Annotated in this window: 12 protein-coding genes; 6 read left to right on the top strand and 6 right to left on the bottom strand. The window is 69.5% G+C overall.

Annotation, left to right across the window (positions count from 1 at the left end):
* Positions 1-34 precede the first annotated feature (34 nt).
* A complete protein-coding gene (locus tag ACWH49_RS24660; protein WP_448173838.1) occupies positions 35-868 on the top strand; it encodes a transglutaminase-like domain-containing protein in 834 nt (277 codons plus the stop codon).
* Here ACWH49_RS24660 and ACWH49_RS24655 read toward each other — a convergent pair whose 3' ends face one another.
* Both ACWH49_RS24655 and queF read right to left on the bottom strand, forming a co-directional pair.
* Entirely contained in the window at positions 869-1594 is a 726-nt protein-coding gene (locus tag ACWH49_RS24655; RefSeq protein WP_448173837.1) for a peptidase, read from the bottom strand.
* A gap of 9 nt (positions 1595-1603) precedes the next feature.
* Entirely contained in the window at positions 1604-2077 is a 474-nt protein-coding gene (gene queF / locus ACWH49_RS24650) for a preQ(1) synthase (protein ID WP_448173836.1), read from the bottom strand.
* 140 nt (positions 2078-2217) lie between these two features.
* On the opposite strand from queF, the gene smc reads away from it, so the two are divergent.
* From smc to ACWH49_RS24625, 5 genes are all read left to right on the top strand, one after another.
* Positions 2218-5733: a chromosome segregation protein SMC gene (gene smc, locus ACWH49_RS24645; RefSeq protein ID WP_448173835.1), complete on the top strand. Its 3516-nt coding sequence runs from the start codon at positions 2218-2220 to the stop codon at positions 5731-5733.
* Complete coding sequence (locus tag ACWH49_RS24640; protein ID WP_448173834.1) at positions 5730-6803, top strand: cell division protein FtsZ; 1074 nt, start codon at positions 5730-5732, stop codon at positions 6801-6803. The genes smc and ACWH49_RS24640 overlap by 4 nt, the downstream gene beginning before the upstream one ends.
* A 41-nt stretch (positions 6804-6844) precedes the next feature.
* On the top strand, positions 6845-8932 hold the full coding sequence (ligA, locus tag ACWH49_RS24635) for an NAD-dependent DNA ligase LigA (protein ID WP_448173833.1): 2088 nt from the start codon (positions 6845-6847) through the stop codon (positions 8930-8932).
* The gene (locus ACWH49_RS24630) at positions 8929-9735 is read left to right on the top strand and encodes an NUDIX hydrolase (RefSeq protein ID WP_448173832.1); all 807 of its coding nucleotides are present in this window, start codon (positions 8929-8931) and stop codon (positions 9733-9735) included. Before ligA ends, ACWH49_RS24630 begins: the two co-directional genes overlap by 4 nt.
* 150 nt (positions 9736-9885) lie before the next feature.
* Positions 9886-10242: a YXWGXW repeat-containing protein gene (locus tag ACWH49_RS24625; protein ID WP_448173831.1), complete on the top strand. Its 357-nt coding sequence runs from the start codon at positions 9886-9888 to the stop codon at positions 10240-10242.
* 9 nt (positions 10243-10251) lie between these two features.
* Here the strand turns inward: ACWH49_RS24625 and ACWH49_RS24620 are convergent, their stop codons facing one another.
* Genes ACWH49_RS24620 through ACWH49_RS24605 form a run of 4 tightly spaced genes read right to left on the bottom strand, consistent with a single transcriptional unit; the run spans position 10252 to position 15813 of the window.
* Positions 10252-12666: a GcvT family protein gene (locus ACWH49_RS24620; protein ID WP_448173830.1), complete on the bottom strand. Its 2415-nt coding sequence runs from the start codon at positions 12664-12666 to the stop codon at positions 10252-10254.
* Between the two features lie 9 nt (positions 12667-12675).
* Entirely contained in the window at positions 12676-13548 is an 873-nt protein-coding gene (locus ACWH49_RS24615; protein ID WP_448173829.1) for an EamA family transporter, read from the bottom strand.
* Complete coding sequence (locus ACWH49_RS24610; RefSeq protein WP_448173828.1) at positions 13548-14120, bottom strand: phosphonate degradation HD-domain oxygenase; 573 nt, start codon at positions 14118-14120, stop codon at positions 13548-13550. The genes ACWH49_RS24615 and ACWH49_RS24610 overlap by 1 nt, the downstream gene beginning before the upstream one ends.
* A 13-nt stretch (positions 14121-14133) precedes the next feature.
* Positions 14134-15813, bottom strand: a complete 1680-nt coding sequence (locus ACWH49_RS24605; RefSeq protein WP_448173827.1) for a Na/Pi cotransporter family protein — start codon at positions 15811-15813, stop codon at positions 14134-14136.
* Positions 15814-15833 lie beyond the last annotated feature (20 nt).

The following is a 15833-nucleotide window of genomic DNA, read 5'->3' as shown; positions in this document are numbered from 1 at the left end:
CTCGGCCATATCCTTTCCCCGGATCATCTGACCCATGTTCATCAAGATCGGCTTCGACATCGAGCTGTCGGTCGCCTCGCCGATGGCGATCATCTATCTGCTGCACGTCCACCCGTCGCGGCGCGACGACCTGATGGCGCCCGAGATCGTCGAGATCAGTCCCACGCTCGAGGTGGAGGAATACCTCGACGCGTTCGGCAACCAGGTGGGCCGCGTCAACGCGCCGTACGGCGTCGACCGTGTGAGGTTTCGCAGCGAATCGGTGATCCAGGACTCCGGTTTGCACGACCCGACCGACTGGTACGCCTGGCAGCACGACCCGACCGACCTGCCGCCCGCCACGCTGCAGTTCCTGCTGCCCAGCCGCTACTGCGAGGTCGACAGCGAACTGCTGCAGTTCGCATGGAACCAATTCGGCCACACCGCCAAGGGCTGGCCGCGGGTGCAGGCGATCTGCGATTTCGTGCATCACCACATCCGCTTCGATTACCAGCAGGCCCGCTCGACCCGCACGGCCGTCGAGGGCTTCCGCGAGCAGGTCGGCGTGTGCCGGGACTACACGCACCTGGCCGTCACGCTGTGCCGCTGCATGAACATCCCGGCGCGCTACTGCACCGGCTATCTGGGCGACATCGGCATCCCGCCGGTGCGCTACCCGATGGACTTCAGCGCCTGGTTCGAGGTCTTCTTGGGCGACCGCTGGCACACCTTCGACGCCCGCCACAACGTGCCGCGCATCGGCCGCGTGGTGATGGCCCGCGGCCGCGACGCCGGCGATGTGCCCATCACCATGGCCTTCGGCCAGAACCAGCTGACGCGGTTCGAGGTGACGACGTACGAGGTCGACAGCTGCGGGAACGCCGTGTAGTCACCAGGCGAGCGGCGGCAGTTCGCGGAAGACCTTGCGGGTGCCGCTGACCCACTGCTTCTTCAGCACCTCGAAGTACTCGTCGCCGTACTCGAAACGGCGCTTCATCGTCACGGTCAACCGATCATTCTCGTAACACAGCAGATCGATGGGCATGCCGACCGACAGGTTGCTCAGCATGGTCGAATCGAAGGACACGAGCACGCACTTGGTCGCGTCGTCCATCGTCGCGGTCGGGGTGATCGCCAGGTCCAGGATCGGCTTGCCGTACTTGGCCTCGCCGGTCTGCAGGAAGCAGGTCTCGGCGCCGGCCTCGATGAAGTTGCCTTCGGCGTAGATGCGGAACAGCCGCGGCGCCTCGCCGCCGATCTGTCCGCCGAGGATGAACGACGCGTTGAACTTGAGGCCGCTGCTTTCCATGTGCGGGCCGTCGCGCCGCTCGATGTCGCGCATCGCGTCGGCCACGAGATTGGCGACGTCGAACATCGACGAAGCCCCCCAGACGCCGCCGGTCTCATCCGGCCCCGCACGCTTGCGCAGCAGCCCGATCGCGGCCTGCGTGGCGGCGAGCCCGCCCGAGCTGAGCAGCACCAGCACGCGGTCTCCTGCGCGCTCGAACACCGTCATCTTGCAGAACTTGGCGTAGTTGTCGACACCCGCGTGGGTGCGCGAATCACTCGCCAGGATCAGACCGCTTTCGAGCTTGACGCCAACGCAATAAGTCATGCGTTCAGGCTACAGCAACCCGGTCGCCGCGTCGTGGCGAGGGAGTTGAACGACTGGCTCGGGCGTCCACCCCTTCTTGCGGTGCTCGGCCACCACGTTGGTGTAGATGCCACCCCGCACGTACCACTTGGCGGTGATGCGGATGAAGCGCGGGTCGGTGGCCCGGACGATGTCGTCGACGATGTCGTTGGTGACCTTCTCGTGGAACGCGCCTTCGTTGCGGTAGCTCCACATGTACATCTTCAGGCTCTTCAGCTCGACGCAGAGCCGGTCGGCGACCATGTCGATCGTGATGTGCGCGAAGTCCGGCTGGCCGGTCAGCGGGCAGTGGCAGGTGAACTCGGGGATCTGAAACTGGATCACGTAGTCGCGCTGCGGCGTCGGGTTCGGAAACACCTGCAGTTCCTTGCTCGGCGCACTGGGCGGATTCGCGGGCTTCCGGCGTTGCGACGGCGCGGTTTTCGGGGTGGCGGTCTTGGCCATGTCGGTGACTTTTCGAGAGCTTTGAGACAAGCGTCGAATGCTATCATCCGGACTGCTCCGAAGCCTGCGTCCTGCAGGCTTTTCTCAAATAAATCAAGCACTTAGGCGCCAACCCGCCGCCCGCTTCACGTGGTCCCAAGATGCGCCTGAATTCGATCAAGCTTTCCGGTTTCAAGTCGTTCGCGGAGCCGACCAACTTCCAGCTGCCGGGCCAGCTGGTCGGCGTCGTCGGGCCGAACGGCTGCGGCAAGTCCAACATCATGGACGCGGTGCGCTGGGTGCTGGGGGAGAGCAAGGCGAGCGAGCTGCGCGGCGAGTCGATGCAGGACGTGATCTTCAACGGCTCGGGCAACCGCAAGCCGGCGTCGCGCTCCAGCGTCGAGCTGGTCTTCAGCAACGAGGACGGGCGCGCCGGCGGGCAATGGAACCGCTTCGCCGAGATCGCCGTCAAGCGCGTGCTGACCCGCGACGGCACCAGCAGCTACTTCATCAACAACCAGCCGGTGCGCCGCCGCGACGTGCAGGACGTGTTCCTCGGCACCGGCCTGGGCCCGCGCGCCTACGCGATCATCGGCCAGGGAACGATCAGCCGCATCATCGAGAGCAAGCCCGAGGAACTGCGCCTGTTCCTCGAAGAAGCCGCCGGCGTCTCCAAGTACAAGGAGCGCCGCCGCGAGACCGAGAACCGGCTGAAGGACACGCGCGAGAACCTGACCCGCGTCGAAGACATCCTGCGCGAACTGAACAGCAACCTCGACAAGCTGGAAAAGCAGGCCGAGGTCGCGAGCCAGTACCGCGCGCTGCAGACCAGCGGCGAGACCAAGCTGCACCAGCTGTGGTTCCTGAAGCACCGCGACGCGGCGAGCGAGGAGGCGCGGGTCAAGAAGCAGGTGGCCGAAGCGATCAACGCGCTCGAGGCGCGCACCGCCGAGCTGCGCCACGGCGAGGCCGAGCTCGAGACGATCCGCCAGGCGCACTACGCCGCCAGCGACGAGTTGCACACGCACCAGGGCGCGCTGGCCGAAGCGGCGCTCGAAGTCAGCCGGCTCGAGGAGCGCATCCGCTACGTGGTGGAGGGCCGGGCCCGCGTCGAGCAGCGGCTGGTCGAGCTGGGCGCGCAGAACGAGCAGTGGACGCTGCGCCAGAGCGAGGCGCAGGCCGAGCTGGAGCGCATCGCCGAGCAGATCGCCACCGCGGACGAGCAGGGCGAGGTGCTGGCCGCGCAGGCCGAGGAGCAGTCCGGCAACCTGCCGACGTTCGAGGACGCGGTGCGCGCGGCGCAGAACGCCAGCAACGAGCAGCGCACCAAGGTCGGCGCGGTGCAGCAGCAGATCCAGGTGCTGGCGGCCGAGAGCCGCAACCTCGACGACCAGAAGCGCCAGTTCAACGCGCGGCGCGACAAGCTCGCCGCCGAGCGCAACCAGCTGGCCGCGCCGGACGTCGATCGTCTCGCCGAGCTGAAGCAGCAGCACGCCGTCGCCGACGAGGCCGCCGGCGTGGCCGATGCGCGGCTGCACGAGCTGAACGACCACGTGCCGGCGCTCGACGAGGAGCGGCGCGAGAAGCAGGACAGCGTCAACACCGAGAGCGGCAAGCAGGCCGACCTGAGCGCCCGCCTCGACGCGCTGCGCGCGCTGCAGGAGAAGGTGCAGACCGAGGGCAAGCTCAAGCCCTGGTTGGCCAAGCACGGCCTCGATTCGCTGCAGGGCCTGTGGACGAAGATCCACATCGAATCGGGCTGGGAGACGGCGCTCGAGGCCGCGCTGCGCGAGCGCATGGGCGCGCTCGAAGTCGGCCGCCTGGAGACGATCCGCGCGTTCGCGAACGACGCGCCGCCGGCCAAGCTCGCGTTCTACACGCCACCGAACGCCGCGATCTCGAACACGCACCAGACGCTGTCCAAGCTCAGCGACCTCCTGCGGCTGAGCGACGCCGGCCTGAAGGCGCTGCTGAACGACTGGCTCGAAGGCGTCTACACCGCCGCGACCATCGACGAGGCGCTGGCCGAGCGCGCGAAGCTCACGCACGGCGAGGTCATCATGACCCGCGACGGCCATGCGGTCAGCCAGTTCGCCGTCGCGTTCTACGCGCCCGATTCCGAGCAGGCGGGGATGCTGGCACGCGCGCAGGAGATCGAGAACCTGGAGCGCCAGCTGCGCGCCCAGGTACTCATCGCCGAGGAGGCGCGCAGCAGCCTGGTGCGGGCCGAAGCCAGCTACACCGAGGCCTCGCAGCGCCTGGTTCTCGCCCGCCGCGACGCCGGTGAGACGCAGACCCGTGCCCATCAGTTGCAGGTCGAGCTGATGCGCCTGTCGCAGCTGGCCGAACAGACCAGCACCCGTCGCGGGCAGCTCGACGAAGAACTCGCCGAGATCGACGCGCAGCTCGAGGACCTGGCCGAGCGCGGCGCGACCGGCGAGGCCCGCTTCGAGGAGCTCGACATGCAGCTCGCGACCACGCAGGAGCGCCACGCGGAACTCGACGACGCGGTGATCGCCGCCGAGCGCAAGCTCGCCGAAGCGCGCGAGCAGTTGCGCGCGCTGGAGCGCCAGTCGCAGGAGGCGCAGTTCGCCGCGCGGGCGCTGGCGGCGCGCCGCGGCGAGCTGCAGCGCGGCATCGAGACCGCGGCCGAACAACTCGCCGGCAACCAGCAGGCGCACGCGTCGCTGCAGGAAGAACTGGTGCGGCTGACCGACGCCTCGGCCCAGGCCGGCCTGCAGGAAGCACTTGCGCTGAAGCTCGAGCGCGAGGCCGCGCTCGGCGCCAAGCGCAGCGAGTACGACGACCTGACGATGCGCCTGCGCCGCGCCGACGAACAGCGCCTGCAACACGAGCAGAGCCTGCAGCCGCTGCGTGACCGCATCACCAAGCTGCAGCTGGAAGAGCAGGCCGCGCAGCTCGGCGGCGCCCAGTACCTCGACCAGCTCGTGGCAGCGAACGTCGACTTCGAGGCGCTCGCGGCCGGCATCGAGACGGACGGCGTCAAGCTCACCGGCCTGCAAGGCGAGATCGACCGCATCAACCGCGAGATCAATGCACTCGGCGCGGTCAACCTGGCCGCGCTCGACGAGCTGACCGCATCGCGCGAGCGCAAGACCTTCCTCGATGCGCAGAACGCCGACCTGGTCGAGGCGATGACGACGCTGGAAGACGCGATCCACAAGATCGACCTCGAAACCCGCGACCTGCTCGCGAGCACCTTCGACCAGGTCAACACCCACTTCGGCCGCATGTTCCCGGAGCTGTTCGGCGGCGGCAACGCGAAGCTCGTGATGACCGGCGACGAGATCCTCGACGCCGGCGTGCAGGTGATGGCGCAGCCGCCGGGCAAGAAGAACAGCACGATCCACCTGCTGTCGGGCGGCGAGAAGGCGCTGACCGCGATCGCGCTCGTCTTCGCGATCTTCCAGCTGAACCCGGCGCCGTTCTGCTTGCTCGACGAGGTCGACGCGCCGCTCGACGACGCCAACACCGAGCGCTACGCCAAGCTCGTCAAGCAGATGGCGCAGGGGACGCAGTTCCTGTTCATCAGCCACAACAAGATCGCGATGGAGATGGCCGAGCAGCTGATCGGCGTGACGATGCAGGAGCAGGGCGTCTCGCGCATCGTGACGGTGGACATGGACGCCGCCGTGTCTCTCGCGGAAGCAGCATGAGCAACACTCTGACGATTGCGCTCGCCTCGCTGGGCGGCGTCGTGCTGGCCGGCGTGATCGCGCATGGTGCGTGGCAGGCGCGGCGCGCCGACCCGAAGCGCGCCGAGCGCGTGCCCGAGCGCGTGGAGCCGCGCGAGCCGGTGATGGGTGGCGAGGAGCCGCCGTTCGACGCCGATGCCGGTGACGCGGCCGCCGCCGCCATCGCCGATCTGTCCGCGCACGCCGAGCGCCGGGCCAACCGCCGCACGATCCCGCGCCTGGACGCGCTGATCGATTCGATCGCGACGCTCGCGGTCGAAGCGCCGATCGCCGGCACGCAGGCCCTCGCGCACGTACCCCCCACGCGCCGCGCGGGCGGCAAGCCGTTCGGCATCGAAGGCCTGAACAGCGAGACCGGCGAGTGGGAATTCCCGGCCAGCAGCCAGCGCTACGGCGAGTTCCAGGCCGGCGTGCAGCTGGCCAACCGCACCGGTGCGCTCAACGAGATCGAGTATTCCGAATTCGTGCAGAAGGTGCAGGCGTTCGCCGACGCGATCGGCGCGATGCCCGACTTCCCCGACATGCTCGAAGCCGTCGCCGCCGCCCGCGAACTCGACCACTTCGCCAGCGCGCACGACGCGCAACTCGCGGTGCAGTTGCGCTCGCGCGCCGCGGCGTGGAGCATCGGCTACATCCAGCAGCACGCCAGCCGCCACGGCTTCGTGCCCGGCGTCGTGCCGGGCCGACTCGTGATGCCCGGTGCGGAAGAGGGCGCGCCGCCAAAGCTGACGTTGACCTTCGATTCGCAGGCTGCGCTGGCGGATGACCCGAACGTCGCCGCGGTGCGCGAGGTCACGCTGAGCTTCGACGTGCCGCAGACCGACCCGTCGGCCCAGCCCTTCGACGCCTGGCAGGCGAGCGCACAGGCGCTGGCCGAGAGCATGGACGCGGTGATCGTCGACGACCACGGCCGCGAGCTCGGCACCGAGAGCTTCGCCGCGATCGGCAGCGAGCTCGGCCAGCTCTACGCCGCGCTCGAAGCGCGCGACCTGGCGGCCGGTTCGCCCGCCGCGCGGCGCCTGTTCAGCTGAACAGGCCGGCGAACGCGCGTGACCTGACTAAACTTCGGGCCATGCCCGATCACGACCCCGCCAAGCGCGCCGTGGCGCTGCGCAAGGAACTGCAGCACCACGCGCACCTCTACTACACGCTGGATGCGCCGCAGATCCCGGACGCCGAGTACGACAAGCTGTTCCAGGAACTTCAGGCGATCGAGGCCGCGCACCCCGACCTGGTGACGCCCGACTCGCCGACCCAGCGCGTGATCGGCGCCGTGCTCGAGGGCCTGGCGCCGGTGCGGCACGCGGTGCCGATGCTGTCGATCCACACCGAGACCGACACCACGCCGGCCGGTGCCGAGAAGTTCGACGCGCGGGTGCGCAAGGCCCTCGCGCTGGCGGACGACGCGCCGCCGCTCGCCTACCACGCCGAGCTCAAGTTCGACGGGCTGGCGATCAACCTGCGTTACGAGCGCGGCGAACTGGTGCAGGCCGCCACCCGCGGCGACGGCGAGACCGGCGAGGACGTGACCCACACCGTGCGCATGATCCCGACCGTGCCGAAGCGGCTGCGCGGCGCCGCGGCCCTGGCCGCCACCGTGATCGAGGTGCGCGGCGAGGTGTTCATGCGGCGCGACGATTTCGAGGCGCTGAACGAGCGCCAGCGCAAACTGATCGAAGGCGGCGCGAAGGGCGAGAAGACCTTCGTCAACCCGCGCAACGCCGCGGCCGGCGTGGTCCGCCAGCTCGATGCCGGCAAGGCGGCCAAGCGGCCGCTGAGCTTCTTTGCCTATGCGCTCGGCGAGGTCGTCGGCTGGGACGTGCCGGCTACCCAGCACGCGCTCGCCGCCGCGTTCCGCAAGATGGGCCTGCCGGTCAACGACGACAGCCGCGTCGAGCATGGCGCCGAGGGCTTGATCCGGTTCCACCGGGAGATCGCCGCGAAGCGCGACGCGCTGCCGTTCGACATCGACGGCGTCGTCTACAAGCTCGACGACCGCGCGCAGCAGGAGCAGCTCGGCTTCAAGTCGCGCGAGCCGCGCTGGGCCGTCGCGCACAAGTACCCGGCGCAGGAGCAGACGACGCTGCTGCACGACATCGACGTGCAGGTCGGCCGCACCGGCAAGCTGACGCCGGTCGCCAAGCTGCAGCCGGTGTTCGTCGGTGGCACGACGGTCAGCAACGCGACGCTGCACAACCAGGACGAGATCGACCGCAAGGACGTGCGGATCGGCGACACCGTGATCGTGCGACGCGCCGGCGACGTGATCCCGGAGGTCGTCGGTTCGATCATCGAGAAGCGCCCGCCCGACGCGCAGCCGTTCGACCTGTACCAGCGGCTCGGCGGCAAGTGCCCCGTCTGCGGCAGCGAGATCACGCGCGAGGAGGGCGAGGTCGACTGGCGCTGCTCGGGCGGCCTGTTCTGCCCCGCGCAGCGCAAGCAGGCGATCCTGCATTTCGCCGGGCGGCGGGCGATGGACGTCGAGGGGCTGGGCGACAAGCTGGTCGATCAGCTCGTCGATGCCGGCATCGTGCGCACGCTGCCCGAGCTGTACAAGCTCGGCGTCGCGAACCTCGCTGCGCTCGAGCGCATGGCCGACAAGAGCGCGCAGAACCTGGTCGAGGGGCTCGAGAAGAGCAAGCAGACCACGCTCGCCCGCTTCCTGTATGCGCTGGGCATCCGCCATGTCGGCGAGACCACCGCGAAGGACCTGGCCCGGCATTTCGGCCAGCTCGACCGCGTGCTCGATGCCAGCGAGCCGCAGCTGCTGGAAGTGAGCGACGTCGGCCCGATCGTGGCCCACAGCATCCACACCTTCTTCGCGCAGCCCCACAACCGCGAGATCGTCGAGCAGCTGCGCGCCTGCGGCATCACGTGGAAGGAAGACGACGGCACGGCCGACAACGCGCCCAAGCCGCTGCTCGGCCAGACCTTCGTGCTGACCGGCACGCTGCCGACGCTGAGCCGCGACGAGGCGAAGGACCGCATCGAAGCGGCGGGCGGCAAGGTCAGCGGCTCGGTCTCGAAGAAGACGAGCGTCGTCGTCGCCGGCGCCGAGGCGGGCAGCAAGCTCGACAAGGCGACCGAACTCGGCATCACCGTGATCGACGAGGCGGCGCTGCTCGCGCTGCTGCCCGACCCGCCCGCCGTTCCGTCATGACCCGCGACGGCGCCGCCGACGAATTCTGGCGCCGCCTGCGCGCCCGCGTCGACGTGCCGCCCGCACGGGCCCGCGCGCCGCTCTGGCTGGGGGTCCCGGGCGAGTGCATCGGCTCGGTCGAGCCGGCGCTCGCGCAGCGCCTGGTGGCCGCCGGGCTGCCGGTCCGCGCGTCCGAAGCGGGCGTGTGCGTTGCCGCCGGCGACGCCGCGTCCGCCGACGCCGCATTGGCGCGCATCGCAGCCTGGCTGCATGCCGAACGCGTGGTCACCGGCTGGCGGGACGAGCTGTTGACCGTGACCGATCAGCACGACATGCCGCGTGCCCGCATCGAGCGCGCGGCCGTGCGCCCGCTGGGCATCACCACCCACGCGGTGCACCTGGTCGGGCAGACGCCCGACGGCGGCGTCTGGGTGCAGCAGCGCGCGCTCGACAAGGCCATCGACCCGGGCCAGTGGGACACGCTGATGGGCGGCCTGCAGGCGGCCGGCGAGTCCGACGCGACGACGCTCGAACGCGAGACCTGGGAAGAAGCCGGCTTGCGCATCGCCGCCTTGCCGCATTTGCAGCCACGCGGCCGATTGACCGTGCGCCGCCCGGTCTCCGATGGCTACATGGTCGAGCACATCGAACTGTTCGACGCCGTCGTTCCGCATGGCGTGGTGCCCGAGAACCGCGATGGCGAAGTCGCGCGCTTCGAGTGCCTGACGATCGCCGAGCTGATCGCGCGCCTGAAGTCCGACGCCTTCACCGTCGAGGCCGCGGCGCTGCTGATGCGCTGGCTCGAACTGCAGCGCTGCCTGTAGCGTATAGGGCAACTTTGCAAAGCTTCGCAGGCGCCAGCGCCATCGCGCGGCGGCCTGGCACGTTGACTGACATGACGCTCTCCGGTTTGCCGACGAGAAGGTGCCCGGGCCGCGTCGAGACTTCAGTCCCATGCTTCAAGGAGCTGCACCGTGAACATCAAGACCACTGTCTATGCCGCCGCGCTCGCGGCACTGCTCGGCGTCTCGGCGCTGCCGGCCCAGGCCGACGTCCTTGTCAGGGTGTCGCCGCCGCCATTGCGCACCGAAGGCGTGCCGGTGGCGCGGCCCGGCTTCGTCTGGTCGCCGGGGTACTGGAACTGGAACGGGCGCCGCCACGTGTGGGTCGCCGGCAGCTGGATGCGCGAGCGTCCGGGCTATGTCTATCACCGCCCCGAGTGGGTGCAGCGCGGCGAGCGCTGGCAGATGCGCCGCGGCGGCTGGGACCGTGATGGCGATGGCGTGCCGAACCGCCACGACCGCCGGCCGAACAACCCGAATCGCCACTGACGGCGGCGATCAGGCGCGCGGCGGCCAGGTGTCCCAGGCCGTCGCACCGATCGCTTCGCCCCACAGATCGACCTGCGCACGCGTGCCGGCGTGCGGGCGCCGAGCTGCCTCGCCACGCACGTAGCCCAGCGCGACGCAGGCGTTCGCCCTGGGGCTCCAGCCGACCGACGACAGTTCGCCGACCGGCCGCCCGTCGATCAGCAGCGGCTCGCCGCCCCAGGCGCAATGAGCGGCCGAGTCGAGCACGACGGTCACGAGCCTCTTGCGAAGCGGCTGGCCCTGCGCCTGCAGCAACGCCTTGCGTCCTACGAACTCCGTGGGCTTGTCGAGGCTGACCGCGAAGGTCAGCCCCGCCTCGAACGGCGTCTCGTCCGGCCCCAGTTCGGCGCCCCAGGCGCGGCGGCCCGCCTCGATGCGCAGCGCGTCGAGTGCGTAGTAGCCGGCGTCGCGCAGGCCCAGGTCGTCACCCGCCTCGTGCAGCGCGAGGTACACGTGGCGCGCCATCTCGATCGGCACGTAGAGCTCGAAGCCCGGACCACCGACGTAGCTCATGCGCGCCGCGCGCACGCGGGCGAAGCCGACATCGATCTCGCGGCTGTGCGAGAACTTCAGCGCCTCGGCCGACAGGTCGTCCGGCGACACCCGCGCCAGCAACTCGCGCGCCTTCGGGCCCATCACCGACAGCACCGCGATCATCGCGCTGACGTCGGTCAGCATCGCGTGCTCGGTCGCGCCGATGTGGCGATTGATCCAGTCCTGGTCGCGCGTGGTCTGCGCCGAGCCGGTGACGATCATGAAGCGGTCGGCCCCGGTGCGGATCACGGTCAGGTCGCTCTCGAAGCCGCCGCGCTCGTTCAGCATCGCGGTGTAGACCATCCTGTCGACCGGCACGTCGATCTCGTTCGCGCACAGGCGTTGCAGCACGGCGAGCGCATCGCGGCCCTGCAGCAGCAACTTGGAGAACGAGGTCTGGTCGTACAGCGCCACCGCCTCGCGCGTCGCGCGCTGCTCGTCGATCACCCAGTCGAGCCACTGCGGGCGGCCGAGCCCGGGCTCGGCGGGGTGGGCGCCGGCGGGTTTGAAGTAGTTGGCGCGCTCCCAGCCGTTCTTGCTCCCGAAGACCGCACCCTTGTCGGCCAGCAGGTCGTAGAGCGGCGAGGTGCGCAGCGGGCGCGCGGTCTCGAGCTCCTGGCGCGGCCAGCGCATCGCGTAGTGCAGGCCCAGCGTCTCGCCGGTGCGTTCGGCCAGCGCTTTCCGGTTGGCCATGAACGGGCCGAAGCGGCGGATGTCCACGTCCCACAGGTCGCTCGGCGCTTCGCCGCCGACGATCCATTCGGCGATCAGCCGGCCCGCGCCGCCGGAGTTCGCGATGCCCGCGGAGTTGAAGCCGGCCGCGACGAAGTAGTTGCGCAGCTCCGGCGCCTCGCCGAGGATGAAGTTGCCGTCGGGCGTGAAGCTCTCGGGGCCGTTCAGCAGCATCTTCACCTTCGCGGTCTCGAGGCACGGCGTGCGGTGGATCGCGTTCGTCATCAGGATCTCGAACTGGTCCCAGTCCTCGCCGAGCAGCTGGAACTGGAACGTGCTCGGGATCGGGTCCATCCGCCACGGCTTGGCCTGCGGCTCGAAGCCGCCCATCACGAGCCCGCCGACCTCTTCCTTGTAGTAGATGAACCCATCCGGGTCGCGCATCACCGGCAGCATCGGGTGCACGCCGTCGATCCGGTCGGTGACGATGTAGAAATGCTCGGCGGAGTACAGGGGCACGTTGACACCGGCCAGGCGGCCGAACTGGCGCGCCCACTGGCCGGCGCAGTTCACCAGGACCTCGCAGAGAACATCGCCCTGGGTCGTGCGCACGCCGGCGACGCGGCCGTTCTCGGTCAGCACGCCGATGACCTCGATGTCCTCGACGATCTTCACGCCGCGGTTGCGCGCGCCCTTGGCGAGCGACATCGTCAGGTCCGCCGGGTTCGCCTTGCCGTCGCCGGGAATCCACAAACCGCCCTCGAGGTCGTCGGTGCGCAGCAAGGGGTAGAGCTCGCCGGCACGCTGCGCGTCGATCACCTCGACCTCGACGCCGAAGCTGCGCGCCAGCGCGGCCTGCTTGCGCAGCACCTTCATCCGCTCCGGCGTCGCGGCGACGTTGACGCTGCCGCACTGCTTCCAGCCGGTCGCCAGGCCGGTCTCGGCCTCGAGCGTCGAATAGAGCTCGATGCCGTACTTGCTCATCTGCGTCATGTTGCGGTTGGGGCGCATCTGCCCGACCAGCCCGGCGGCGTGCCAGGTGGTGCCGCAGGTCAGCTTGCCCTGTTCGAGCAGCACCACGTCGCGCTCGCCCATCAGGCTCAGGTGGTAGGCCGTCGAGCAGCCGGCGATGCCGCCGCCGACGACGACGATGCGGGCGTGGGAGGGCAGGGTGGTCATGTCGAACTCCTATCCGAAGCGAAGCGCCATCACGCCGGCCACGATCACGCCGGTGCCGATGGCACGTTGCAGGCCGAAGCGCTCCTTCAGCCACACGGTGCCGATCAGTGCGGCGAACAGCACCGAGGTCTCGCGCAGCGCAGCGACCGAGGCGACCGGCGCGCGCGTCATCGCCCACAGCGCGATGCCGTAGGCGCCGATCGACGCGCTGCCGCCGAGCGCCGCGACCGGCCAGCGCTGGCGCGCGTAGGTGACGATCTCGCGCCGGCCCTGCGCGCTGCGCCGCAGCCAGACCAGCAGCGGATACGCGATGCCGTCGAGCACGAACAGCGTCAGCACGTAGCGGATGGCACCGTGGTCGTCCACGACGCTCTCGCGCACGCCGCGGCCGTCGACCACCGTGTAGGTCGCGATGATCGCGGCGTTCGCGAACGCGAACATCAACGCCTTGCGGTGGTGCAGCGCCTCACCCGGGTGCGCAAGGCCGACCAGCGCCACGCCCAGCGTGATGCCGACGATGCCCAGCCACGCCACCAGCGATGGCGCCTCGCCGATGAATGCGCTGCTGGCCAGCGCGACGAGCATCGGCGCGAAGCCGCGCATGATCGGGTAGGTCAGGCCCAGCTCACCGTGCTGGTACGCACCGACCAGCGCGATGTAGTAGCCGATGTGGATCACCAGCGACGCCGCGATGAACGGCCAGGCGCTGCGCGGCGGCAGGCCGATCCAGAGCATGAGGGGCAGCGCGATCAGCGCACCGAGGAAGTGGACCAGCGCGGTGTCCAGCGCCTTGTCGGTGCCGGACTTGATCAACGCGTTCCACGAGGCGTGGAGCAGCGCCGCGCACAGGACGGCGGCGACGATCGGCCAGGTCAAGGCCATCAGGCGTGGGATGCGCTGGCGTGGGCCGGCGCCAGCGAGCAGCGGGCCGCGCGTTCGAGGAAATGCGCGAGCGGCGGCGTGACCAGGTCGGCCTGCTTCGCCAGGTCGTCCCACTGCCGCAGCATCACCGCGTCGCGCGCGCCGGGCTGCTCGACGAACGCGGCGGCCTGCTCGGCGCCGAACACGCCACCCTGCAACGCGAGGCTGCGCTTCGAGTCGTCCGACAGCTTCGCGTAGTAGCCCGGGTTGGCCTGGCACAGATAACGCTTCGCGTCGACATGCAGCTTGATCGCGTCGAGCACGGCATCCGGGAACAGCCCGCGCAGGAACGGCAGCGCGTAGTACTGGTGCGTGTCGTCGATGCCGCGCAGCGATGGCGTGTCGCCCTGGTCGTTCAGCAGGTGCCCCAGGTCGTGCAGCAGGCAGGCCGTGACCAGCGCATCGTCGGCGCCGGATTGCTCGGCCAGGTGCGCGGTCTGGAGCGCGTGCTCGAGCTGGGTGACCGGCTCGCCGCTGTACTGGCTGGCGCCGTGGCGCGCGAAGAGCAGGGCGATATCGTCGAGGCTGATCATGGCGTGGCGGCGTTCAGCGGATGGGGGTTTCTGGGCCGCTCAGCGCACCGTGCTGCGAATTGCGGATGCGGGTCTTGGTCAGCGCGCCGGCCGATTCCAGGATCGGGTAGGCGATCGAGCAGATGTGCGAGTTGATGCGTTTCAGGTCGCTGATCAGGTCGATGTGCAGCGAGCTGGTCTCGATGCTCTGGGCCGTGTTGTCCTGCAGCCGGGCGATGTGGCTGGCGGCGTACTCGTGCTCCAGGTCGCGAAAGCGCGCCTTTTCCTCGAGCAGCTTCTTGGCGTCGCGCACGTGGCCGTCGAGGAACACGCTCATGCCCAGCCGCAGGTTCGCGGTCAGGCGCTCGTGCAGATGGACGATCTCGGCCATGCCGGCATCGGAGAATCGACGGTTCTTGCGGATCTTCTTGTCCTCGATGTCCTGGATCACGCGCTCGATGATGTCGCCGATCTGCTCCATGTTGATCGTGAACGAGACGATGTCGGTCCAGCGCCGGCCTTCGTCCTCGGACAGCGCCTCGCGCGAGATCTGCGTCAGGTAGAACTTGATCGCCGAGTAGAGCTGGTCGACCGTGTCGTCCATGTTGCGCAGCTGCTCCGCCAGCACGAGGTCGTTGTCGCGCAGCACCGGCAGGATGCCGTGCATCATGGTCTCGACCACGTCGGCCTGGTGCAACGCCTCGCGCGCGGCGCAGCTGATCGCGAGCGACGGCGTCTGCAGCGCGGACGGGTCGAGGTGGCGCGGGCGCGTCGAGCCAACCGCTGCCGGCGGTGCCGGCAGCAGCTTCTCGACCCAGCGCGCCATCGGGCCGGTCAGGCCGATGAACAGCAGCGCGCGGATCACATTGAAGCCGAGGTGGAACGCGATCACCTGCGCGTGCACGCTCGGGATGTATTCCTGCAGCAGCACGTGCACCTGCGGCAGCAGCGGAATGGCGATGGCGCAGCCGGCCAGCTTGAACAGCAGGCTGCCGAGCGGCAGGCGCAGGCGCAGCACCGGCGGGCCGGAGCTCGTCAGCATCGCGAGGATGCCGCTGCCGATGTTGGCGCCCAGCACCAGGCCGAGCGCGACCGTGACCGGCAGGATGCCCGATGCGGCCAGCGTGGCCGTCAGCAGCACGAACGCGAGGCTGGAGTAGCACGCCATCGTCAGCAGCGCGCCGACGATGATGTCGAGGAACACGTCGTTCGGCAGCCCGACGATCAGGCCGCGGATCACCGGCGACGCGATCATCGGCTGCGTGGCCGCGACGATCAGCTGCAGCGCGAGCGTGATCAGGCCGAAGCCGATCGCCACCTGCCCGGCACGGCCCCAGGTGCTCTTCTCGTTCGAGATGAACAGCACCACGCCGGTGAAGATCAGCAGTGGCGACAGCCACGACAGGTCGAACGAGAACACGACCGCCATCAGGCTGGTGCCGATCTCCGCGCCGAGCATCACCGCGAGGCCGGCGGCCATGCCGACCAGCCCGCTGCCGACGAACGACGAGATGATCACCGCGGTGGCCGTGCTGGACTGCACCAGCCCGGTGACCGCCAGGCCGGCCAGCATCGACTTGGCGCGGTTGCTCAGGCTGCTGGCCAGTACCCGGCGCAGGTTCTCGCCGAAGATCCGGATCACGCCGGTGCGCACGATGTTCGTGCCCCAGACGAGCAGGGCGATCGCGGCCAGCAGGTTCAGCAGATGGATCATCGGGTCGGGAAAGCCTTTCT

The organism is Rhizobacter fulvus, assembly GCF_964020785.1.
The sequence above is the reverse complement of the archived record's forward strand: the minus strand, read 5'-3'. Positions and strand labels throughout refer to the sequence as shown.